This window comes from Pseudomonas sp., from assembly GCF_033723075.1.
Lineage (GTDB): Bacteria > Pseudomonadota > Gammaproteobacteria > Pseudomonadales > Pseudomonadaceae > Aquipseudomonas.
On record NZ_JAWVXU010000017.1, the window covers coordinates 31117 to 53297 of the forward strand.

Annotated in this window: 11 protein-coding genes and 1 other RNA gene; 6 read left to right on the plus strand and 6 right to left on the minus strand. The window is 60.4% G+C overall.

The window, feature by feature from the left end; translation table 11 throughout:
• The first annotated feature begins 17 nt into the window (after window positions 1–17).
• The 3 genes from R3355_RS18810 (at window position 18) to R3355_RS18820 (ending at window position 9120) form a co-directional block, all read left to right on the plus strand.
• Window positions 18–4805 (plus strand): DUF3320 domain-containing protein, encoded by a 4788-nt coding sequence (locus R3355_RS18810; RefSeq protein ID WP_318962600.1) that lies wholly within the window; start codon window positions 18–20, stop codon window positions 4803–4805.
• A 75-nt stretch (window positions 4806–4880) separates the two neighbouring features.
• Complete coding sequence (locus tag R3355_RS18815) at window positions 4881–5864, plus strand: Fic family protein (protein ID WP_318962601.1); 984 nt, start codon at window positions 4881–4883, stop codon at window positions 5862–5864.
• A 94-nt stretch (window positions 5865–5958) separates the two neighbouring features.
• Window positions 5959–9120, plus strand: coding sequence for a type I restriction endonuclease subunit R (locus tag R3355_RS18820; protein WP_318962602.1), 3162 nt, complete (start codon window positions 5959–5961; stop codon window positions 9118–9120).
• Between the two features lie 197 nt (window positions 9121–9317).
• Here the strand turns inward: R3355_RS18820 and ssrA are convergent.
• Window positions 9318–9705: a transfer-messenger RNA gene (gene ssrA, locus R3355_RS18825) on the minus strand.
• 150 nt (window positions 9706–9855) lie between these two features.
• Here ssrA and R3355_RS18830 point away from each other — a divergent pair.
• Window positions 9856–12771: an ATP-binding protein gene (locus R3355_RS18830; RefSeq protein WP_318962603.1), complete on the plus strand. Its 2916-nt coding sequence runs from the start codon at window positions 9856–9858 to the stop codon at window positions 12769–12771.
• 7 nt (window positions 12772–12778) lie between these two features.
• Here the strand turns inward: R3355_RS18830 and R3355_RS18835 are convergent, their stop codons facing one another.
• The 4 genes from R3355_RS18835 to R3355_RS18850 all read right to left on the minus strand — a co-directional run bounded on the left by R3355_RS18835 (window position 12779) and on the right by R3355_RS18850 (window position 18992).
• A complete protein-coding gene (locus tag R3355_RS18835) occupies window positions 12779–13024 on the minus strand; it encodes a hypothetical protein (RefSeq protein ID WP_318948503.1) in 246 nt (81 codons plus the stop codon).
• Between the two features lie 115 nt (window positions 13025–13139).
• Window positions 13140–15947: an FAD-binding and (Fe-S)-binding domain-containing protein gene (locus tag R3355_RS18840; protein WP_318962604.1), complete on the minus strand. Its 2808-nt coding sequence runs from the start codon at window positions 15945–15947 to the stop codon at window positions 13140–13142.
• Between the two features lie 91 nt (window positions 15948–16038).
• Window positions 16039–17184 (minus strand): FMN-dependent L-lactate dehydrogenase LldD, encoded by a 1146-nt coding sequence (gene lldD / locus R3355_RS18845; RefSeq protein ID WP_172151637.1) that lies wholly within the window; start codon window positions 17182–17184, stop codon window positions 16039–16041.
• Window positions 17185–17297: 113 nt separating this feature from the next.
• A complete protein-coding gene (locus R3355_RS18850) occupies window positions 17298–18992 on the minus strand; it encodes an L-lactate permease (RefSeq protein WP_318948505.1) in 1695 nt (564 codons plus the stop codon).
• 314 nt (window positions 18993–19306) lie between these two features.
• On the opposite strand from R3355_RS18850, the gene R3355_RS18855 reads away from it, so the two are divergent.
• Window positions 19307–20089 carry an FCD domain-containing protein gene (locus R3355_RS18855; protein ID WP_318948506.1) on the plus strand — a complete coding sequence of 261 codons (783 nt, stop codon included), beginning with the start codon at window positions 19307–19309 and terminating at the stop codon, window positions 20087–20089.
• Between the two features lie 72 nt (window positions 20090–20161).
• On the opposite strand, the gene smpB is transcribed toward R3355_RS18855, so the two are convergent.
• The gene (gene smpB / locus R3355_RS18860; protein ID WP_172151651.1) at window positions 20162–20644 is read right to left on the minus strand and encodes an SsrA-binding protein SmpB; all 483 of its coding nucleotides are present in this window, start codon (window positions 20642–20644) and stop codon (window positions 20162–20164) included.
• Window positions 20645–20753: 109 nt separating this feature from the next.
• Between smpB and R3355_RS18865 the strand changes: the two genes are divergently transcribed.
• A complete protein-coding gene (locus R3355_RS18865) occupies window positions 20754–22157 on the plus strand; it encodes a sodium-dependent transporter (RefSeq protein WP_318962627.1) in 1404 nt (467 codons plus the stop codon).
• Window positions 22158–22181 lie beyond the last annotated feature (24 nt).

Genomic DNA, 22181 nt, shown 5'->3' on the forward strand with positions numbered 1-22181 from the left:
ACTATGAAGAGAGACCTATGAGCGCAGGGATCAGCCAGAAGCTGCAAAGCAGCCGCAAAGAGCTGCTGGATATCGGGCTTCGCAACAACATGCTCAACTTCCGCAAGACAGCCAAAACCCTGGTAGTGGTGGATGAGCTGTCGGAGGAAGTTTTCAATATTCTCTATCGCCAGGAAAAGGCGATGACCTTCGCGCCAATGGCCCGGAAAAAACTGGCGGAAATGGCCAGGTCGGTCAATCCGGATGCGTTTGCGGATGACGAGTCGGCGAGCGATGAACAGCTGCTGCACGAGCTGGACAGCCTGGATTGGTCTAATGCCGCCGCCGATGACGATGCGGATACTGCTACCGGTAAAGCACGCCGCCACCTCGACACTCGGCTACAGACTGCGTTGGATGACGAGCGGCTATTTCTGCAACTGTTGAAAGTACATACCGAGGCCAAGGGTTTTATCGAGGAGCAGGGCGTTAATACCCTGTTTCTGGCCCTGGGTTTTTTGCATTGGTACGAAGCCGACAGCTCGGACATGCTGCGCAAAGCCCCCTTGTTGCTGCTGCCGGTTAGCCTGGAGCGCAGCGGGGCTAAGGACGGTTTCGCACTGAAGTATTCAGGCGATGACCTGGTGGAAAACCTGTCGCTGGTGGCCAAACTCAAAACTGATTTTGGCCTGGATATGTCGGCTTGCAGCTTGACTGCGGTGGCGGAGGCTACCGAAGGCGAAGCCCTGAGTGCGTTCTTTGCCGATGTCGGTGATGTGATCAGCAAGCAAAAGCGCTGGAAGATCGTGCCCAATGAGATGGCCCTGGGGTTCTTCTCGTTTGGCAAATTCTTGATGTTCAAGGACCTCGACCCGAAGAGCTGGCCAGAAGAAAAGCAGCCTGGCGAGCATGGGGTGATGAAGCGTTTGCTGGGTGGCGGTTTTGGCGACCAGCGCAGTGCTTATCCAGAAGAGGTCAACATCGACTCGGTGATCAATCCCGGCGATGTGCGCTTTGTTAAGGATGCCGACAGCAGTCAAACCGAAGCGATTCTGGAAATACGTGCCGGCTCGAATCTGGTGATCCAGGGGCCGCCGGGTACGGGTAAATCCCAGACCATCACCAACGTGATCGCGGAGTTGATTGGCCAGAAGAAGACCGTGCTGTTTGTCGCCGAAAAAATGGCCGCCCTTGAGGTGGTTAAGCGACGCCTGGATGAGTGCCACCTGGGCGACGCGGTGTTTGAGTTGCACAGCCACAAGTCGACCAAACAGTCGGTGCTTAAAGAGCTGGCACGTACGCTTGATCAGGGCCGGCCACTGACCAAGGTAGGCGTGGAAGACCTGGCCAGCTTGAAAGAGCTGCAAGATGGCTTGAACCTTTACTGCGAGGCAGTCAGTTCGCTGGCCGGTGCCAGTGGATTGGTTTTTGTCGAGGTGCTGGGCAGTTACCTGAAGCTGAAGCGCACCAAGCCTGGCTTGCCGGTTTTAGCTTTTGCGCCCATGGCCACCTGGAGCCATGCCGAGCAGTTGAGGCGCCGTGAGCTCGTGAAGGAGCTGGTGCTGCATCTCGAGGAGATGGGCCGCCCCGACCAAAGTGTGTTCTGGGGTACGCAGCGCACCTACTTTTCACCTATCGAGCAAAATAGCGCTACCGATGCGTTGCAGCAGGCGAGTGCCCATTTGGCCGCCTTGCAGTCAGCGGCCAGTGCTCTTTCTCAACGATTAATGCTGACCCACCCAGCGACTCTGGCAGATGTAGACGTTATTTGCCGCGCGGCTCGCCGCGCTGCAGAGGCACCGCGCCTGGAAGGGGTGCAGTTGTCTACCGGCGACTGGCAAGTGCGCCGCGATGTCATTCGTGAGTTGCTACAGGCCGGGGAGCAGATGTCGGCCTGTCGTAACCAGCATGACAGTGTGCTGATCGATGCGGCTTGGGAGCAGGATCTGCTGGAGGTTCGCCAGTGTTTACTGGCTTACGGCGATAAGTGGTGGAAGGTGTTCTCCGGGCGTTTCCGTGCAGCGCGTACACGCCTGCAGGGCTTGGCTCGAGAGGCTCTACCGAAAACCAACCCCGAGCTGTTAGCGCTGGTGGATTCGGTATTGACCTACCAACAGGGCAAGAAGATCTACGATCAGCATGAAGCCTTGGGCAGTGCTCTGTTCGGTGCCCAGTGGCAGCGGCAAAAATCTGATTGGGCCGTGCTCGAGCGGTTGAGCAGTTGGGTTATCAAGCTGCATGACGATTTAGGCAATGGTGAAATCCCGCAGGGGATTATTAGCTTCCTGGCCGGCCATGCGGATGCCAGTGGGCTAGGCGATGCTGTCGCTGGCATCGAGAAGCATGTGGTCGGCTTGGACCAGGCACTACGCAGTTCGCTGGATGTCACCGGAATGCAGTCGCAGAAAGACCAAGACAGTATCCGGGCGCTGGGCCTCGAAGCCCTTGGGGCGCGGTTAGCGCAGTGGCTGGATAACCTGACGGCGCTTTACCAAATGTCCCGCTGGAACGTTCTTGCAGGGCAACTGCGCGCTGAACGTCTCGACGAGCTTCTGCAGCTTGCATCGGTCAGCGATGAACCGGCGCTATTGACCGATATTCTCGATCTTTCCTGGTACTCAGGGCTGGTGCAGCGGGTCTATGCCGATAAGCCTGCTTTGCAGCAGTTTGATCGAATCAAGCATGAGCATCAGATCAGTCGTTTCCGCAATCTTGACCTCGCCTCTTTACGCCATGCGCAAACCAGCCTGGCTAAGCAGGTTTGGGAAAGCATGCCGAATATCAATCAGCCGGGCGAGATGGCCATCTTGCGTGGTGAGCTGAACAAGAAGCGGCGGCATATGCCGATTCGCCAGTTGATCGATAAGGCTGGTCGCGCGATTCAGCAGATCAAGCCGGTGTTTATGATGAGCCCGATGTCGATTGCCAACTTCCTGCCGCCGGGCAAGCTGGAGTTCGATGTGGTGGTGTTCGACGAAGCCTCGCAGGTGAAGGCGGTTGATGCGTTTGGCGCGATCATGCGGGGCAAACAGGTCGTAGTGGTCGGCGATACTCGGCAGATGCCACCGACCGACTTTTTCAGCCGTGAAGTTGAAATGGATGATGAAGACAGTGCCACGGGTGATATCGAAAGCATTCTGACCATGTTCAAGGCCGCGGGTAGTCAGGAGCGCTACTTGCGCTGGCACTACCGCAGCCGGCATGAATCATTGATTGCCGTTTCCAACGTCGAGTTTTACGACAGTAAGTTGGTGGTGTTCCCGTCTGCGGGTCAGCATCCACATGCTAAGGGCGTGAGCTTTGACTATCTGCCGACGGCGCTTTTCGATCGGGGCCGTACGCGGACCAACAAAGACGAAGCCAAGGCAGTCGCTCGCGCAGTGATGGAGCACGCCATCCGTACTCCTGAGCTGTCTTTGGGGGTTGCCGCATTCAGCGTGGCGCAGCGGGATTTAATTCAAGTCGAAGTCGAGCTGCTGCGCAGGACAACGCCAGAGGCCGAGGTGTTCTTCACAAGCGAAAGCAGCGAGCCCTTCTTCACTAAAAACCTAGAAAACATCCAGGGTGATGAGCGCGATGTGATCTTTATCAGCGTTGGTTACGGACGGAATGAGTCTGGCCGTATCGCCAAGAACTTTGGCCCGTTGAACTCCAAAGGTGGGCATCGCCGGCTTAATGTTCTGATCACTCGCGCGAAAATGGCCATGCGAGTGTTCTGTAACTTCAGGGGCGATGAGCTTGAGTTGGATGCTGATGCAAGCCACGGCTTGAGGGCACTGCGTAATTTTCTCAAGTTTGCCGAAACCGGCGAGTTAGAGGTGGCAAAGGAGACTGGGAAAGCGGCGGATTCGCCTTTTGAGCTTGAGGTGATCGAAGCGCTGCGTGAGCGCAACTATGTGATTGAGCCGCAGGTGGGTACGGCGGGTTACTTCATCGATATCGCCGTCAAAGACCCAGAGTACCCGGGACGTTATGTGCTGGCGATCGAGTGCGATGGTGCCGCTTACCATAGCTCGCGCTCCGCCCGTGACCGTGACCGTTTGCGTCAGGGCGTGCTTGAAGGGCTTGGTTGGAATTTCCATCGAATCTGGAGCACGGACTGGTTCCGAAACCCGCAGCAGGAAATTACCCGTGCCGTAGCGGCTATTGAGGCTGCACGGCAGAAACTTGCCGAGCAGCGAGACATGGCGGTGCCTGACGTGACCGCGCCTGAGCAAAAGCATGAAATTGTGCGCGGGCAACCGGCCGAGGAAAAACTACCAAGTTCGAGCCGACCCTATATGCAGGCACGGCTGAGCCCGGTGATGGATCCTGGCGTGCAGCTTCATCAGGAGAAGCCCGAGCGATTGATTCGAATGATCAGCACGGTGGTCGAGGTGGAGTCGCCTGTTCACGAGAGTGACATCACGCGTCGCCTTATGGAGGCTTTTGGGGTTGGTCGTGCGGGTTCGAGAATTACCACGGCAGTCGAGGAGGCGATTCGGCTTGGTTGCCGGCAGCAACAGTTTCGTCAGCGTGATGGATTTGTCTATTCCGTTAACGGGCAAGGCGTACAGATTCGAAATCGCGCTCAGCTGGACGCCAGTGAACGCAAGATTGAACTGGTAGCGCCCGAGGAGATGGATCTGGCACTGCTAGAAACGGTCACTCTGGGCTTCTCAATGGCGAGTGAAGACGCCGTTTCTGGAGCGCTGTCTCTGCTTGGCTTCGGCCGGGCAACAGCGAAAATCTCCGGGGTACTTGAGGCTCGTCTGGATAAGCTAACCAGTACAGGGCGTTTGGCGGCCATAGATGGAGTGCTGAGCGCTGTTGCACAACCGGCCTGATAAGCATCGGGATTGAGTGCCATGGGGTACTTTTGAACGTGCGGATGTATCTGTTTGACTTTACCGAGCTAAAGCATGAGCCATTACCAGCCACCGTTAACCCTTACCGCTGCCATGCTGGCCCTGGTTGCCGATATCAGTGAGCTGGTCGGTCGATTGTCGGCTTTGCGCGACACCGCGCTGACGCCGCAACTGCGTCGAGGCAACCGCATTCGCACCATCCAGGCATCGCTGGCCATTGAGAACAACACCCTGAGTCTGGAGCAGGTAACGGCGGTGTTGGACGGCAAGCAGGTGCTGGGCCTGCCGCGCGAGATTCAGGAGGTGCGCAATGCCTTTGCCGCCTATGAGGAGATGCCGGGTTGGCAGTTGTCTGCTCGTGCCGATCTGCTAAAGGCTCATGGGTTGTTGATGCAGGGCCTGATCGACGATGCCGGGCAATTCCGCCAGAGTGGCGTGGGTATTTATCGCGGTGAGCGCTTGTTGCATATGGCGCCACCGGCCAATCGTGTTAGCCCGTTGGTGGATGATCTGCTGGGCTGGTTGGCGCGCACCGATCTGCATCCGCTGATCGCCAGTTGCGTGTTCCATTACGAGTTCGAATTCATTCATCCCTTTGCCGATGGCAACGGGCGGATGGGCCGTTTGTGGCAGACGCTGATTCTGAGCCTGTGGCGGCCGGTGCTGGCTTACTTGCCAGTGGAAACGGTGATTCGTGAGCAGCAAGAGGCGTATTACGCGGCGTTGCAGGTGTCTGATCAGCAGGCTGAAGCGACAGCCTTTGTCGAGTTTATGTTGCATGCACTGAAGCAGGCGTTGGTAGAGGCTGCGTCAGTCAATACCCTTGGCGGTACGGAACAAAGTTCGGAATTAGGTTCGGAAGAAATACCGCTATTGCGCTTGCTCAAATCCAAGCCGCAACTTACGGGTAAGCAGGCTGCCGAGCAGCTGGGCATTTCCCAGCGGGCGGTGGAAAAACAGTTGGCCAAGCTCAAGGCTGCTAGGCGCCTAGAGCGTATTGGGCCGAATAAAGGCGGATATTGGCGGGTATTCGAGTGAGGCTGCTGCATTAGATGTAGCCACTAGCACGTTTGCTTAGGGCGAGGTGAGCGCAGTGCTGCCCGTCATTGAATGAATCAAGGAACGAGTCGGCATGACCGAAGACCAGCTGGAACAAGAAGCACTCGAATGGCTCGCCGAGCTGGGTTACACCCATGTGTACGGCCCCGATATCGCTCACGATGGCGACAGCCCTGAGCGAGAGAGCTATCGCCAGGTGGTGTTGGCGGGGCGGCTGCGGGCGGCGATTGCCAGGCTCAACCCTACGGTGCCGCTGGCCGCGCGTGAGGATGCTCTCAAGCAAGTGCTGGAGCTGGGCGTGCCAGTGCAGTTGTCGGCCAACCGGCTGTTCCATCGCTTGCTGGTCGGCGGGGTGCCGGTGCAGTACCAGAAGGATGGCGAAACCCGTGGCGACTTCGTCCGGCTGATCGATTGGGTGCAGGTCAAGGCCAACGACTGGCTGGCGATCAATCAATTCAGCATCCAGGGGCCCAAGCACACGCGGCGGCCGGACATCATCTTGTTCGTTAACGGCTTGCCGCTGGTGCTGCTGGAGTTGAAGAACCCGGCGGATGTGCATGCCAATATCTGGAAGGCGTTTGACCAGATCCAGACGTACAAGGAGCAGATCCCGGATGTGTTCCAGTACAACCAGATCCTGGTGATCTCTGACGGCAGTGAGGCGCGCATGGGCTCGCTATCGGCCGACGGTGAGCGCTACATGAACTGGCGCACCATCGACGGTCTCAGCATTGATCCGCTGGGGCAGTTCAATGAACTGGAAACCTTGCTGCGTGGGGTGATGGCACCTGCGTTGCTGCTGGATTACCTGCGCTACTTCGTGCTGTTTGAGGACGATGGTCGGCTGGTGAAGAAGATTGCCGGCTACCACCAGTTCCATGCCGTGCGTGCGGCGATTGAGCAGGTGGTAAAAGCCTCCCGTCCAGGCGGTACGCACAAGGGCGGGGTGGTGTGGCATACCCAGGGCAGCGGCAAGAGCATCACCATGACCTGTTTCGCCGCGCGGGTGATGCAGGAAGCGGCGATGGAGAACCCGACCATTGTGGTGATCACCGATCGCAATGACCTGGATGGCCAATTGTTCGGGGTGTTTTCCCTGTCGCAGGATCTGTTGCGCGAGCAGCCGGTGCAGGTGGAGTCCCGTGGCGATTTGCGCAGCAAGCTGGCCAATCGCCCCAGCGGCGGCATCGTGTTCGCCACCATTCAGAAGTTCATGCCGGGAGTGGATGAAGACACCTTTCCGGTGCTCTCCGATCGTTCGAATATCGTGGTGATCGCCGACGAAGCACACCGCACCCAGTATGGCTTCAGTGCCCAGTTGAAGGCCCCAGGTAGGAGCCAGCTTGCTGGCGATCCCAAGAGCGCCACCTTCAACCCGGAATCAGGCGCTTATTTGCACGCCGCCGAAAGCAGCGCGCGCTATCAGGTCGGTTACGCCCAGCATCTACGTGATGCCTTGCCCAATGCCACCTTCGTGGCCTTCACCGGTACGCCGGTATCCAGCGAAGACCGTGATACGCGCTCGGTATTCGGCGAATACATCCACGTCTACGACATGCAGCAGGCCAAGGAAGATGGCGCCACCGTGGCCATCTACTACGAATCGCGGCTGGCCAAGTTGTCGCTCAAGGACAGCGAGCTTTCGCATATCGACGACGAGGTCGATGAGCTGGCCGAAGACGAGGAGGAAGACCAGCAGTCGCGGCTGAAGAGCCGCTGGGCTGCGCTGGAAAAGGTGGTGGGTGCCGAACCGCGGATTCAGAGCGTGGCCAAGGATCTGGTCGAGCACTTTGAAGAGCGCAATCAGGCCCAGTACGGCAAGGCCATGGTGGTGGCCATGAGTCGTGAGATTTGCGTGCACCTGTACAACGAGATCATCACTCAGCGTCCCGATTGGCACGACGAAGACCCAGAGAAGGGCGCGATCAAGGTGGTCATGACCGGCAGCGCCTCGGACAAGGCATTATTGCGTCCGCATATCTACAGCCACCAGGTGAAAAAGCGCCTGGAGAAACGCTTCAAGGACCCGCAAGACCCGCTCAGGCTGGTGATAGTGCGTGACATGTGGCTGACCGGCTTCGATGCGCCCTGTGTACACACCCTGTACGTCGACAAGCCGATGAAGGGCCACAACCTGATGCAGGCCATCGCCCGGGTAAACCGCGTGTTCAAGGACAAGCAGGGCGGCCTGGTGGTGGATTACATCGGCATCGCCAACGAGCTGAAAGCGGCACTCAAGGAGTACACCGCCAGCAAGGGCCGTGGCCGGCCAACGGTGGATGCCCATGAGGCGTATGCGCTGCTGGAAGAAAAGCTCGATGTGCTGCGCAGCCTGCTGCATGGCTTCGACTTCAGCGATTTCCTCACCGGTGGCCACAAGCTGCTGGCCGGCGCCGCCAACCATGTGCTGGGCGAGAAGGATGGCAAGAAGCGCTTCGCCGACAACGCCCTGGCCATGAGCAAGGCCTTCACCCTGTGCTGCACCCTGGATGAAGCCAAGGCAGTGCGCGAGGAAGTGGCGTTCTTCCAGGCGATCAAGGTGATGCTGATCAAGCGTGAAGTCAGCGCGCAGAAGAAGACCGACGAAGAGCGCGAGTTGGCCATCCGCCAGATCATCGGCAATGCTGTGGTATCGGGCGAGGTGGTGGACGTGTTCCAGGCAGTGGGGTTGGACAAACCCAATATCGGCCTGCTGGATGAGGATTTCCTCGCCGAGGTGCGCAACCTGCCAGAGAAGAACCTGGCGGTGGAGCTGCTGGAGCGCTTGCTCGAAGGGGAAATCAAGAGCCGCTTCAGCAGCAACCTGGCGCAAGAGAAGAAGTTCTCCGAGTTGCTCGACAGCGTGATCAAGCGCTACCAGAACCGCTCCATCGAAACCGCCCAGGTGATCGAAGAACTGATCGAAATGGCCAAGAAGTTCGCCGCCGCCAGCAAGCGCGGCGATGCCCTGGGCCTGAACGATGACGAGCTGGCCTTCTATGATGCCCTGGCCAACAACGAGGCCTCGGTGCGTGAGCTGGGCGATGAAACCCTGGCCAAGATCGCCCACGAACTGACCGACAGCCTGCGCAAAAACGTCAGCGTCGACTGGAGCAGCCGCGACAGCGTGCGGGCCAAGCTCAGGCTGCTGGTCAAACGCATTCTGCGCAAATACAAATACCCACCGGATCAACAGGAAGAAGCGGCGCAGCTGGTACTGGATCAGGCCGAAACGCTGTGTGAGGCGTGGATGTAGTGGATGGCCTGAGCAGGGGCGCTGTTTGACGAGCGACGGGTTGAGCGAGCTGATGAGCGTTTTATGCCCCCATATATGCCCCCGTCAACCGAGGGATGCCCTGGGATCAGGTGGAAAAACGTGGGCAACAAAAAAGCCGTAAAGCTTTGATTTCTCTAGGCTTTACGGCTTTTTTGAACCTTCCTGGGAAGGGTATTTGGTGGAGCCGGGGGGATTTGAACCCCCGTCCGCCAGTTCTCCGCTGTTGGTTCTACATGCTTAGCCGTGTCTACTGAGTTAACCCTTGGCCGCCCGACGGGCAGGGTGCTTTGGGCGAGTTGTGTAATTTTTAGCCACTTCGTCCACAACGTACTACGCGGCGATTCTGTTCTATATGACAATCATTTCGGGTTTACAGACATCCCCTAATGATTGCTGGAGCCGAAGCTACCAGAAGTGCGACTAGGCTGCTTACGCAGCTAGTTGAGCACCGTAATTGTCATCATTGGCAATTATGGAGGTTTGCAACAGTTTATTTACGAGTTCTGTTACCAACTCGGCATGCCCCTCGAGTTTTGCTACCGGCGTCGAATCCTAATCGGCCCCAAAGCTGTGTAACTTGAAAGGTTCGACGCTAGTGTACGGCAAAGGTTCCGTAGCGTCGACCGGGCAATCTTCAGGCGGACGCTGAAGGTCATCTGCAGCTATGCTTGCGACTTGAAGTGGGTGCAATGTCTTTGGGAAGAGACCTGAATTATGCCGCGAGTATCGCGTTACCCCGTGCGCCAGTGGATTTGGCGCGCCTTTGTGCAGAGTGCCTTGATTCCGCTGATCCTGGTGGAGTCGGTGTTGATTACCGTGTATTTGCTGAGCAATGCGGCCATTCGCGATGCGCAAGTCGGTCATCTGCAGCAGAGCGCTCTGGCGGATTTGTCCTCGGCTGTGGCGCGCGAGGGCCAGGTGATCGACAGCCGTTTGCGCTCGGTTGAGGCGCAGGTGCGGATTTTTCGCGATGCGGCAAATCATGCGCTGCAAAACACTGACTTCCGGCCTGACGCACTTGAGCTCGCACGGCATGTATCGACTGCCAATGGGGTGTTTTACAGCCGTAGCGACGATGACCGTGCTGCGTCGTTCTACGCCAACAGCACGCCACCGCTGCAGCAGGATCACGCCAAGGCCTTGCGGTTGTCACAAATCGATCCGCTGATGCGCTCGATCCGCGACGCCAACCCGTTGGTCAGCGCGCTCTATTTCAACAGCTGGGACAGCTATAACCGCATTTATCCGTTCTTCATGACGCCCGAGCAGTATCCCCATGACATGGTGATACCCGATTACAACTTCTATTACCTTGCCGACGCTCGGCATAACCCCGAGCGCGACGTGGTGTGGACCGATGTTTATCTCGATCCGGCCGGGCAGGGCTGGATGATGTCAGCAGTGGCGCCGGTGTATCGCGGTGATTTCCTCGAGGGGGTGGTCGGCCTGGATATCACCGTCGGCCAGATGCTCAGCGAAATTGGTGAGCTGGATGTGCCTTGGCAGGGCTATGCCATGTTGGTCAGTCGCGACAACAACATCATGGCGCTGCCGCAGGCCGGCGAGGAGGATTTTGCGCTGAGCGAGTTGACTGAGTATTCCTATGCCGAGGCAGTGCGTCGCGAAGTACTCAAACCGGAGGATTTCAGCCTGAACTCGCGCGCCGACATGCAGCCGCTGTTGCAGGCCATGGCGGTCGGTCAGAGCCATGTGCAGGAGGTGCTGCTCGGGGGGCGCAAGCAGCTGGTGGCCTGGAGCGAGATTCCGCAAACGGGCTGGCGCCTGCTGCTGGTGGTGGATGAGGAAAACATCTTCAGCGAGACCAACCGCCTGGCCGAGCGCTACTTGCAGATCGGCTATTTGTTGATTGTCGGCCTGGCGCTGTTCTACCTGCTGTTTTTTGCCTGGATGTGGCTGCGTTCGCGGCGCTTGAGTGATCAGCTGGCTCAGCCGATTGCCGGTATCGTCGGCATGATGCGCCGGCTAGGTCAGGGCGATTATCACCCCAGTGCGCCGTCCAGCCAGATCGATGAGTTGGTCAGCATGGCCCAGGCCGTGCAACAGACCGGGGAGCAGTTGCAGGCCAGCGAGAGCGAACGCTACGAGACGCAGCGCATTTTGCAGCTGGTGCTGGAAAGTACCACCGAGAGCCTGTGGGAGGTGGATGCGCCAAACATGCTCATCAAGCTCAGTGATCACTTCGTCAAGCGCTTCGGCCTGAGAACCGAGAGCATGAGTTTCAGTGAGTTCAACCTGCGCGTGCACCCCGATGACCTGGAGCGCATCCGTCATCTGCGTCAGCTATTCGCCGTCAGTGGTGAGGATCAGTTCGAGGGGGAGTACCGCTATGCCGATGCCAGTGGTGAATACATCTGGCTGCTCAGCCGCGGCAAGGTGCTCGAACGCGACAGCAATGGCGGCGCCTTGCGCATCGCCGGTACCCATGTCGACATTACCCGGCTCAAGCAGGTGCAGGAGGAGCTGCGCCGAGCCAGCCTGCAAGCGCAGTCTGCCAGCCAGGCCAAGAGCCGTTTTCTATCAAGCATGAGCCATGAACTGCGCACGCCGCTGAATGCCATCTATGGCTTTGCCCAGTTGATCGAGCTGGAGGCGCAAGACAAGCCGGAGGCCCAGCAGGAAGCGGATTATGCCCGCGAGATCGTGAATGCCAGTCGCCATCTGACGGCATTGGTCGATGACATTCTCGATCTGTCGAGCATCGAGAGTCGCCGCCAGCAGTTGCAGTTGCAGGCGGTGGAAGTCGGCGCGTTGCTCAATGGCTGCGCCGAACTGGTACTCCCTGAAGTACAGCAGCGGCGCCTGCAGCTGCAGGTGCTGGCCGAGGTCGACGCTGGTTTGTATGTCCAGGCGGATATGCGTCGTCTGCGTCAGGTGATTCTCAATCTGCTGTCCAACGCGATCAAATACAACAGCCCACAGGGCATGATCAGCTTGGGCTATGAAGTGCGCTCGGACTGCGTACGCTTGTGGGTCGAGGACAGTGGTCCAGGCCTGGCTCGCGAACAGCAGGCCCAGTTGTTCCAGCCATTCCAGCGTCTGGGGCGAGAAAACTCAAGCATTCCTGGTACCGGTATCGGCTTGGTGTTGTGCCGTGAACTGGCCAGTCTGATGGGCGGTGAAATGGGGTTTAGCAGCACGCTCGGCAGTGGTAGTCGTTTCTGGATCGACTTGCCCAGCGCCGCGGCACCCGAGGCGGTCGCTCCGGCTGCACCGCTGGTTGAGGCGGTGCAACCAAAACCTAAAGCCGCAGTGCTGTGCGTCGAGGATCACCCGGCATGTGTGAAGGTGGTGCAGGAAGCGTTGCGTGAGTTCGCCGATGTACGCGGGGTCGGTTCGGTGCAGCGGGCGTTGGCCGAGCTGGAGCGCTGCACGCCGACTCTGCTGTTGCTCGATCTGGATTTGCCCGACGGCGACGGCTTGCAGGTGCTGGATGCCATGCGCAGCGATTCACGCTTGCGTGCGGTACCAGTGTTGGTGATCAGTGCGACAGCCGATGAGGCGGTGTTTAGCGAGGCTCGCCAGCGCGGGGCGCAAGCGTGCCTGGCCAAACCTATCGATCTGGCTCAGGTACGCCGGCTGGCCCTGACCCTGTTGGGTCAGGGCCTCTGATTCGGGCCTATTCGCTGGCCTCGAGCAATTGTAGGGCTTCGCCGAGTACTTTCACGGACTCGCTGTGATTGCCTGCATTGTGCAACTCTTCGCCTTCGGCGCGGAGCTTTTGCACTTGCGCCAGGACGGTCGCGTCTCCGGGGGGATTGCTTTGCAGCATGGCATCTATTTTTGCCATATCGGCAGGGCAGTGCATGGCCCACAGCGAAGTGCTGAGCAGTGCCATGGTGAAAAAAGCGGCTAAACGTCGCATGGAGATGCTCCTTTAGACAGCTGGGACTTTCAGTATAGAAGCATCGTTGGCGGCGTTGAGCCGTTGGTCTGTTTTCCCGCGGGAATAAAAAGCCCCGCAGGGCGGGGCAAGGTGATCAGGGCTTGGCATGGGTCACTCTGTCCACCAGGTAGACCAGCCCGTGGTAGTCGATACCACCGTGCTGGCTCAGGCCGATCTCGCAGGTGCGGCTGGTGCTGATGCCTTCCTCGCAGATCTGCACCGCGTCCTTAAGACCGCGCAGCGAGTGGGCGTTGAGTTGCGGGGTGGTGAAGCCCTTGTCGCCGGCGAAGCCGCAGCAGTGAATGCCTTCCGGAACCACCACCTCGCGGGTGCAGCGACGCACGATATCGATCAATCCCTGGGCTTCGCCCAGGTGCTGGGTGCTGCAGGTGACGTGCACCGCCACGGGCTTGTCCTGGGGATGGAATTGCAGGCGATCGACCAGCTGCTCGCGAATGAATTTCACCGGGTCATGCAGTTTCAGGCGCGGGTCGAGGCCGTCCTGCAGCAGGCGCAGGGTACAGGGGCTGGTGTCGCAGTAGATCGGGTCGAGGCCGCCGCGGCTGGCCTTGAGTAGCGCGTCTATGAGTTGCTGGCGCTTGCTGTCGGCTTGCGCGGGGTAACCCTTGGAGGCGAATGGCTGGCCGCAGCAGAGGTTGTCCAGATTGTCCGGGAACACCACCTGGAAGCCGCCTTTCTCCAGGAGCGCGCGGGTCTTGTCGAGCAGCGGCATCTGCTCGGCATCGCTTGCGGCCGGGCCCATGGCGCGGGATACGCAGGCGGCGAGGTAAACCACCCGCGGGCGCTGATCGTCAGTGGCCACGGGCAGTTGCAGTCGGTGCACCGGTTGCGGCATTGCCGCTGTCCACTGCGGCACGCGACCCCGGCTGGCCTTGCTCAGGGCGGCAGAGGTGCGGCTGAGCAGCGGGGCGCCCATGAGCAGGCGGGCACCGTTGGCCACGTGCAGCAGGACCCGGGTGCCTTGCATGGCGCGCCGGAAATTGTTCGCCAGCCAGTCGGCGCCGCGTTGATTATGGGCATCGCGGGCACGCAGTTTGCGCACCAGATCGCCGGTGTTGATGCCAACCGGGCAGCGCTGGGCGCACAGGCCGGTGGCGGCGCAGGTGTCGATGCCCTGGTACTGGTAGTCGCGCTCCAGGGCGGCGGTGTCGATGCCGGCGCGCTTCTTTGCCTGGATATCGCGCCAGATGACGATGCGCTGGCGCGGGCTGAGGGTCAGCCCCTTGGACGGGCAGACCGGCTCGCAGAAACCGCATTCGATGCACTTGTCGACGATCTCGTCGGCGGCGGGCAACGGCTTGAGGTTTTTCAGGTGAATCTGCGAGTCGTCGCTGAGCACCACATCCGGGTTGAGAATGCCGTGCGGGTCGAGCAGGCGCTTGAGCTGCCACATCAGCTGGTAGGCATCCGCGCCCCATTCCAGCTCGACGAACGGCGCCATATTGCGCCCGGTGCCGTGCTCGGCCTTGAGCGAGCCGCCGAACTCGACCGCCACCAGTTGCGTCACGTCCTGCATGAAGGCTTCGTAGCGGGCCACCTGCAGCGGGTCGTCGAAGCCCTGGGTGAAGACGAAGTGCAGGTTGCCCTCCAGGGCATGGCCGAAAATGATCGCCTCGTCGTAGTGATGCTTGTCGAACAGCGCGAGCAGGCGATTGACCCCTTCGGCGAGCTGTTCGATGGGGAAGGTCACGTCCTCGATGATCACCGTGGTGCCGGTCTGGCGCACTGCGCCGACAGCGGGGAAGGTGTCCTTGCGGATCTTCCACAGCAGGTTGTAGACCGTCGGGTCTTCGCTGAAGTCGACCTGTTTTTCCAGGGCAAACTCGGCAATCGACGCCATGATCAACGCTAGTTGCTCATGCAGCAGGCTCTGGCTGGCGGCGCGCGATTCGATCAGCAGGGCGCAGGCACCATTCGACAGGCTCTTCACCCAGTCCGGCATGCCGGGTTTGCTTTCGACCGAACGCAGGCTGCGCCGATCCAGCAGTTCGACGGCGGACACCGGCTGCAGCTTGAGTACGGTGACCGCGCGGCAGCAACTCTCCACATCGGGGAATACCAGCAGGGCGCTGGCCTTGTGCGGGTGGTCGGGCACCGTGTCGTAGGTCACCGCGCTGATAAAGCCCAGGGTGCCTTCGGAGCCGACCATCAGGTGGCTGAGGATATCCAGCGGCCGGTCGAAGTCGACCAGGGCATTGAGCGACAGGCCGGTGGTGTTCTTCAGCCGGTATTTATGCCGGATTCTGGCGGCCAGCGCGGCATTGGCGCGGGTCTGCCGGCCCAGTTCGGCCAGTTGCCCGAGCAGTTCTGCGTGGCTGGTTTCGAATGCCGCCACACTCAGCGCGTCTTCTGTATCCAGCACCGTGCCGTCGGCCAGCACCAGGCGCATGCCGGCCAGGGTGTGATAGGTATTGTGCGCTGTGCCGCAGCACATGCCGCTGGCATTGTTGGCGACGATGCCGCCGATCTTGCAGGCATTGATCGAGGCCGGGTCGGGGCCAATCTTGCGCTGGAAGGGCGCCAGCACGGCGTTGGCCTGGGCGCCGATCACCCCGGGTTGCAGGCGAATCTGGCGGCCCTGGCCACGGATTTCTCGGCCGTTCCAGTTATCGCCCAGCACGAGCAATACCGAGTCGCTGATCGCCTGGCCGGAAAGGCTGGTGCCGGCGGCGCGGAAAGTCACCGGCACTTGTTCGGCGCTAGCCAGCTTGAGCAGGTCGACCACTTCCAGCTCGGACTCGACCCGAATCACCAGCTGCGGAATCAGCCGGTAGAAGCTGGCGTCGGTGCCGAAGGCCAGGGTCGAGAGGGCATCGTCGAAACGGCGCTCGCAGGGGATCAGGCGCTCGACGGCGGCGAGGAAGGCGACGGGCAGGCTCATGCAGGCTCCGGAAATTGTCGGTTATCTTTTACTGGTAGGACACGGCAAGGGCTAGGCGTCCCCCTGACTCCTACAGTGGCATGGTGCAGGCTCAGCGACCCAGCTCACGTACCAGCGAGTCGGCGCTGATTTCGCTGATCGACTTGGCACCGGTCAATACCATGGCCACGCGCATCTCTTTGTCGATCAGGTCGAGCAGGTTGCTCACGCCCGCGCCGCCGGCGACGGCCAGGGCGTAGATGAAGGCGCGTCCGAGCAGTACCGTGTCCGCCCCAAGGGCGATCATGCGCACCACATCCAGGCCGGTGCGAATGCCCGAGTCGGCGAGGATCGCCAGGTCGCCCTTGACCGCGTCGGCGATGGCCGGCAGCGCCCGTGCACTCGACAGCACGCCGTCGAGCTGGCGGCCGCCGTGGTTGGAGACGACGATACCGTCGGCACCAAAGCTCACCGCGTCCTTTGCGTCCTGCGGATCGAGGATGCCCTTGATCACCATCGGGCCGTCCCAGAATTCGCGGATCCATTCCAGGTCCTTCCACGAGATCGACGGGTCGAAGTTGGCGCCGAGCCAGCCGATGTAGTCAGCTAGGCCGGTGCGGCTGCCGCGGTAGGCGGAGATATTGCCCAGGTCGTGGGGCTTGCCGAGCAAGCCCACGTCCCAGGCCCAGCTCGGATGCGTCATGGCCTGCAGCATCCGCCGCAGCGGTGCATTAGGCCCGCTCATGCCGGAGTGGGCGTCGCGGTAGCGGGCGCCCGGTACCGGCATGTCGACGGTAAACACCAGGGTGGTCACGCCGGCGGCCTTGGCCCGCTCCAGCGCATTCTTCATGAAACCGCGGTCCTTGAGGACGTAGAGCTGGAACCACATCGGCCGGTCGATTGCCGGCGCCACCTCTTCGATCGGGCACACCGACACTGTCGACAGGGTGAAGGGAATGCCCTTGGCTGCGGCGGCCTTGGCTGCCTGCACTTCGCCGCGGCGCGCGTACATGCCGGTCAGGCCGACCGGTGCGAGTGCCACGGGCATCGACAGGGTTTCGTTGAACAGGCGGGTTTCCAGGCTCAACTCGGACATGTTGCGCAGGACCCGCTGACGCAGGGCGATGTCGGCCAGGTCCTCGACGTTGCGCCGCAGCGTGTGTTCGGCGTAGGCGCCGCCGTCGAGGTAGTGGAACAGGAACGGCGGCAGCTTGCGTTGTGCCGCCGCGCGGTAGTCGGTGGAGGCGGAAATGATCATCGGATTCATCCTTTGCCAGGAGCAGGCTGTTCTCGCCCGGGTAGCCGGCCCTCAACTATTGAGGGGCCGGCTACCCGGGTATACGGGAGTCGTGAATGGCTAGCGTCGGTCGGTCAGCCAGCGAGCAGCGGATCGCCGACGCCCAACAGGTAGATCGCGATCAGGGCGATCAGGCCGGTAAAGAGCACGTAGTACAGGGTAGGCCAGATGGTCTTGCGCAGGATGCTGCCTTCGCGGCCGAGCAGGCCGACCGTGGCAGAGGCGGCGACCACGTTGTGGATGGCGACCATATTGCCGGCGGCGGCACCAATTGCCTGTACCGCAACGATCAGTGCGCTGGAAATACCCAGGTTGGTGGCCACGCCGAACTGGAACTGGCTGAACATCATGTTGCTGACGGTGTTGGAACCGGCGATAAAGGCGCCCAGAGCACCGATGCTCGGTGCCAGCAGCGGGTAGATGCCACCGACGCTGTCAGCCACCCAGCGCGCCATCAGGATTGGCATGCTTGCCAGGTCGGCGCCGTTGACCCCCGAGTTGATCAGGATACGCACCATCGGCACGGTAAACAGCAGGACGAAACCGGCGCTGAGCAGCACCCCGGAGGACTCCTTGACCGCCAAACCCAGGTCGCGCAGTTTCATGCGATGGAAGAAGAAGGTGGCGATGACTACCGCAACCAGTATGCCGCCCGGCAAATACAGCGGCATGAAGTTGGCGCTGACCCCGGTTTCACCGAGCAGGTCGGGGAAGTTGACCACCACCGCTTTCAGGGCGGCGCCGACTTCCGGCACGACCCGGCTGATCACCAGCAGGGCGCCGACCAGCACATAGGGCAGCCAGGCGCGCAGGGAACTCATGGGCTTGGCGGTCAGTTGGTCCAGCTTCATTTCGATGGTGCCCAGCCATTCGCTCGGCCACTTGTCCGCCGGGGCGAAGTCCCAGGTGTTTTTCGGCAGCAGAAAGCCCAGGCGCGCGGCGCTGGTGACAATCGCCAGGCCGATCAGGCCGCCGGCCAGCGACGGAAATTCCGGGCCGAGGAACACCCCGGTGAGGGCGTAGGGGATGGTGAAGGCCAGACCGGCGAAAATTGCGAACGGCAGGACTTCGAAGCCGGCTTTCCAGCTCTTTTCGGTACCGAAGAAGCGCGTCAGCATCAGCACCATGATCAACGGCATCACGGTGCCGACGATGGCGTGGATGATCGCCACTTCACTGGTGATCAGCTGCAGGAACTGCGCCCAGGAGGAGCCTTGCTCAACCAGTTGTGCGCCGATAGTGGCCGAATCCAGTCCGGTACTGACCCCGACGATGATCGGCGTGCCTACAGCGCCAAAGGACACTGGCGTGCTCTGCACCAGCATGCCAAGCATGACCGCAGCCATGGCCGGGAAGCCGATGGCCACCAGCAGCGGTGCGGCGATCGCCGCCGGCGTGCCGAAGCCTGAGGCGCCTTCGATAAAGCAGCCGAACAGCCAGGCAATGATGATCGCCTGAATCCGCCTGTCAGGGCTGATGGTGGCGAAGCCGGCGCGGATCGCGGTGATGCCGCCGGAGTGCTTGAGGGTGTTGAGTAGCAGGATGGCGCCGAAGATGATCCACAGCAGGCCCAGGGTAATCAGCAGGCCTTGCAGGGTCGAGGCGAGTACGCGGTTGAAACTCATCTCCCAGGCGAACAGGCCAATGGCGGCGGTGACCAGGTAGACCAGCGGCATGGCGTGCTTGGCCGGCCAGCGCAGGCCGACCAGCAGAATGGCTGCCAGCAGGATCGGTGAAAAAGCGAGTAGGGCAAGAAGACCAGATGACATGTCGGTCTCTCCTTAGCAGCGCGCAATGCGCATGGGTGAATGCGGATGCAGCGGTGCGGCAAGTGGTTTGGCGATGACCGGCATGGGAGACCTCATGAGCTTCTTGGAATTGTTTTAGATTTGGGTAAATTGGTAATACCAATTTACAATGTGGCGCGGCCAGAGTAAAAGTGGATGCTTGCCACTGTCAATTAGCAGGCTTACTACTTTGGTCGAATAACCTTGTCTTGTAAGGGCTTAAGTGCCGCTATAGGCTTGCTCTACAAGTCCCTGAGGAGGGCGTTTCAGGTGGTAAAACCAGTGAGGTTGGGGTTATGGAGGTAGGGCAGGTGCGCCAGCGCCGTTTGTCGGACGATATCGTCGTTCAGCTGGAAACCATGATCCTGGAAGGCACGTTGCGAGCGGGCGAGCGGTTACCTGCCGAACGTGCGCTGGCCGAGCGCTTCGGCGTGTCGCGGCCGTCATTGCGAGAGGCGATTCAGAAACTGGCGGCCAAGGGCCTGCTGGTCAGTCGTCAGGGCGGCGGCAACTATGTCGCCGAATCACTCGGTTCCACCTTCAGCGATCCGTTGTTGCAGCTGTTGGAGAGCAATCCGGAAGCCCAGCGCGATCTGCTGGAGTTTCGCCATACCCTGGAAGGTTCCTGCGCGTTCTATGCGGCGCAGCGCGCCACCGAACTGGATCGCCAGCGCCTGAGTGAGGCCTTTGCCGCGCTGCAGGACTGTTACAGCCGCAGCGGCAAGGTGACCCGCGCCGAAGAGGGCGCGGCCGATGCGAGCTTTCACCTGGCCATCGCCGAAGCCAGTCATAACGCCGTGTTGCTGCACACCATTCGCGGGTTGTTCGATCTGCTCAAGCGCAACGTGGTGACCAATATCGGCGGCATGTACGCCCAGCGTGACGAGACCCGCGACATGCTGATCGAGCAGCATCGGGCGCTTTATCAGGCGATCATGGAGGGCCGCGCCGAGGACGCGCGGCAGTTGTCCAATCGGCATATCGACTATGTGCAGGAAGTGCTCGCCGAAGTGCAGCAGCAGGCGCGGCGAGAAGAAAGGGCGCAGCGCCGCGGGCCAGCGGCAAGTCCCAAGTCATAGGGCGGGTTGGCTGTCTGCAGGATGACGATCTGTCGCGCTTTGGCGGCGTAATCCGCCAGGGCCAGATCGTTATCAGTCGTCCTTGCCCTTGCTGCGCATGGCGCGCTGGACTTCACGGTCGGCGTCACGTTCTTTTTCGGTGTGGCGCTTGTCGAAGTCCTTCTTGCCCTTGGCCAGGGCAATCTCGCATTTGATCAAATGCGCCTTCCAGTAAACCGACAGTGCCACGCAGGTGTAACCCTTCTGCTGCACGGCGCCGAACAGCTTTTCCAGCTCGCGCTTGTTCAGCAGCAGCTTGCGTGTGCGGATCGGGTCGGCAATCACGTGGGTGCTGGCGGTCTTCAGTGGGGTGATGTGGCAGCCCATCAGCCAGGCCTCGTCGTCTTTCAGCAACACATAGCTGTCGACCAACTGAGCCTTGCCGGCGCGCAGGCTTTTCACTTCCCAGCCGGCCAGGACCAGGCCCGCCTCGAATCTGGATTCGACGAAATAGTCGTGCATCGCCTTTTTGTTCTGGGCGATGGTGCCTTGAGGGTGTTTCTTTTGTTTAGCCATAGGGCGCGCATTATAGGGAGTCGTTGGCCTGCTGGCGACAGCCTGATCTTGAGAGAGGAGGGCTAAACCCGGACAATGCGCGTCTTTTTCACATATCTCGGGCGTTTTCATAGTGAGTGACAAGGTTTCGATCCACGGCGCCTGGGCCAGTCGCTGGGTGTTTATCCTGGCGGCAACCGGTTCGGCAGTGGGGCTCGGCAATATCTGGAAGTTTCCCTACATGGCCGGCATGTATGGCGGTGGGGCCTTTGTCATCATGTACCTGCTGTGCATTTTCCTGGTCGGCTTGCCGATCATGCTGGCGGAAACCCTGATCGGGCGCCGCGGCCGGCAGAGTCCGGTGAATGCGCTGGGGGCGCTGGCGCTGGAGTCTGGGGGCTCGCCAAGGTGGTCGTGGGCCGCGCTGATGGGCATGGTCGCCGCGTTGCTGATCCTGTCCTTTTACAGTGTCATCGCCGGCTGGTCGCTGGACTACATCGTCGCCATGGGTGGCGGCCGATTCGAGGGCGTCAGTGCCGATGGGGCGGGGGCTGCGTTCGGTGCGCTGACGGCCGATCCCTGGCGTCTGCTGCTGTGGCACACACTGTTCATGCTGTTGACCGGCTTCGTCATCGCTCGCGGCGTGGTGGCAGGCCTGGAGCGCAGTTTGCGCATCATGATGCCGCTCTTGTTCATTCTGCTGCTGGTGTTGCTGGGTTACAGCATGACCACCGGGCACTTTATGCAGGGATTTCACTTCCTTTTCGATTTTCAGCCCGACAGATTGCTCGATGGCGTGCTGGCTGCGCTGGGGCATGCCTTCTTCACCCTCAGCGTTGGCGTCGGGTCGATCATGGTCTATGGCGCCTATATGCCCAAGCGGGCTTCGATTGGCAGCACGGTGCTGGCCGTTGGCATTCTCGACACCCTGGTGGCCCTGACTGCCGGACTGGCGCTGTTTCCTATCGTGTTTGCCGCCGGCATGCAGCCAGGTGCCGGGCCCGGGCTGATGTTTGTTACCTTGCCGGTGGCCTTTGGCAGCATCGCCTTCGGTCAGGCCATGGGTACGTTGTTTTTCGTTCTGGTGCTGATTGCCGCCTGGAGCTCGTCGATCTCGATGCTGGAACCGGCAGTCGCGTATCTGGTCGAGCGTACCCGGCGCAGCAGGACGTTGGTTACCAGCGTGTTGGTGCTGTTGTGCTGGATGGTGGGCATGGGTACGGTGTTGTCCTTCAATGTTGGCGCCGAGGCCAAGTTCTTCGTCTTTGCTGCCGATGGCTTTCACCTGTTTCAGTGGGGCGCCGAAGGTGGGCGAAATTTCTTTGACAGCATCGACTACCTGACCAGCCGCATTCTATTGCCGGCGGGAGGCCTGGCCTTCGTGCTGTTCGCCGGTTGGGTACTCAAGCGCGAAGTCGTGCGCGAGGAGCTGGCAATCAACAATCCGCTGCTGTTTGGCTTGGTCTATTGGCTGATTCGTGTGGTCGCGCCGCTTGGTGTATTGATCGTATTTGTTGCAGAGTTGGCGAAATGACTGCAGCCATCCTACTGAATGAAG

Excerpts from the sequence above, each read along its gene's own strand:
- R3355_RS18840 (WP_318962604.1), bottom strand. The coding sequence starts at position 15,947 with ATGAGCCTGCCCGTCGCCTTCCTCGCCGCCGTCGAGCGCCTGATCCCC.
- R3355_RS18855 (WP_318948506.1), top strand. The coding sequence starts at position 19,307 with ATGGAGGTAGGGCAGGTGCGCCAGCGCCGTTTGTCGGACGATATCGTC.
- R3355_RS18815 (WP_318962601.1), top strand. The coding sequence starts at position 4,881 with ATGAGCCATTACCAGCCACCGTTAACCCTTACCGCTGCCATGCTGGCC.
- lldD (WP_172151637.1), bottom strand. The coding sequence starts at position 17,184 with ATGATCATTTCCGCCTCCACCGACTACCGCGCGGCGGCACAACGCAAG.
- R3355_RS18835 (WP_318948503.1), bottom strand. The coding sequence starts at position 13,024 with ATGCGACGTTTAGCCGCTTTTTTCACCATGGCACTGCTCAGCACTTCG.
- smpB (WP_172151651.1), bottom strand. The coding sequence starts at position 20,644 with ATGGCTAAACAAAAGAAACACCCTCAAGGCACCATCGCCCAGAACAAA.
- R3355_RS18810 (WP_318962600.1), top strand. The coding sequence starts at position 18 with ATGAGCGCAGGGATCAGCCAGAAGCTGCAAAGCAGCCGCAAAGAGCTG.
- R3355_RS18820 (WP_318962602.1), top strand. The coding sequence starts at position 5,959 with ATGACCGAAGACCAGCTGGAACAAGAAGCACTCGAATGGCTCGCCGAG.
- R3355_RS18850 (WP_318948505.1), bottom strand. The coding sequence starts at position 18,992 with ATGTCATCTGGTCTTCTTGCCCTACTCGCTTTTTCACCGATCCTGCTG.
- R3355_RS18830 (WP_318962603.1), top strand. The coding sequence starts at position 9,856 with ATGCCGCGAGTATCGCGTTACCCCGTGCGCCAGTGGATTTGGCGCGCC.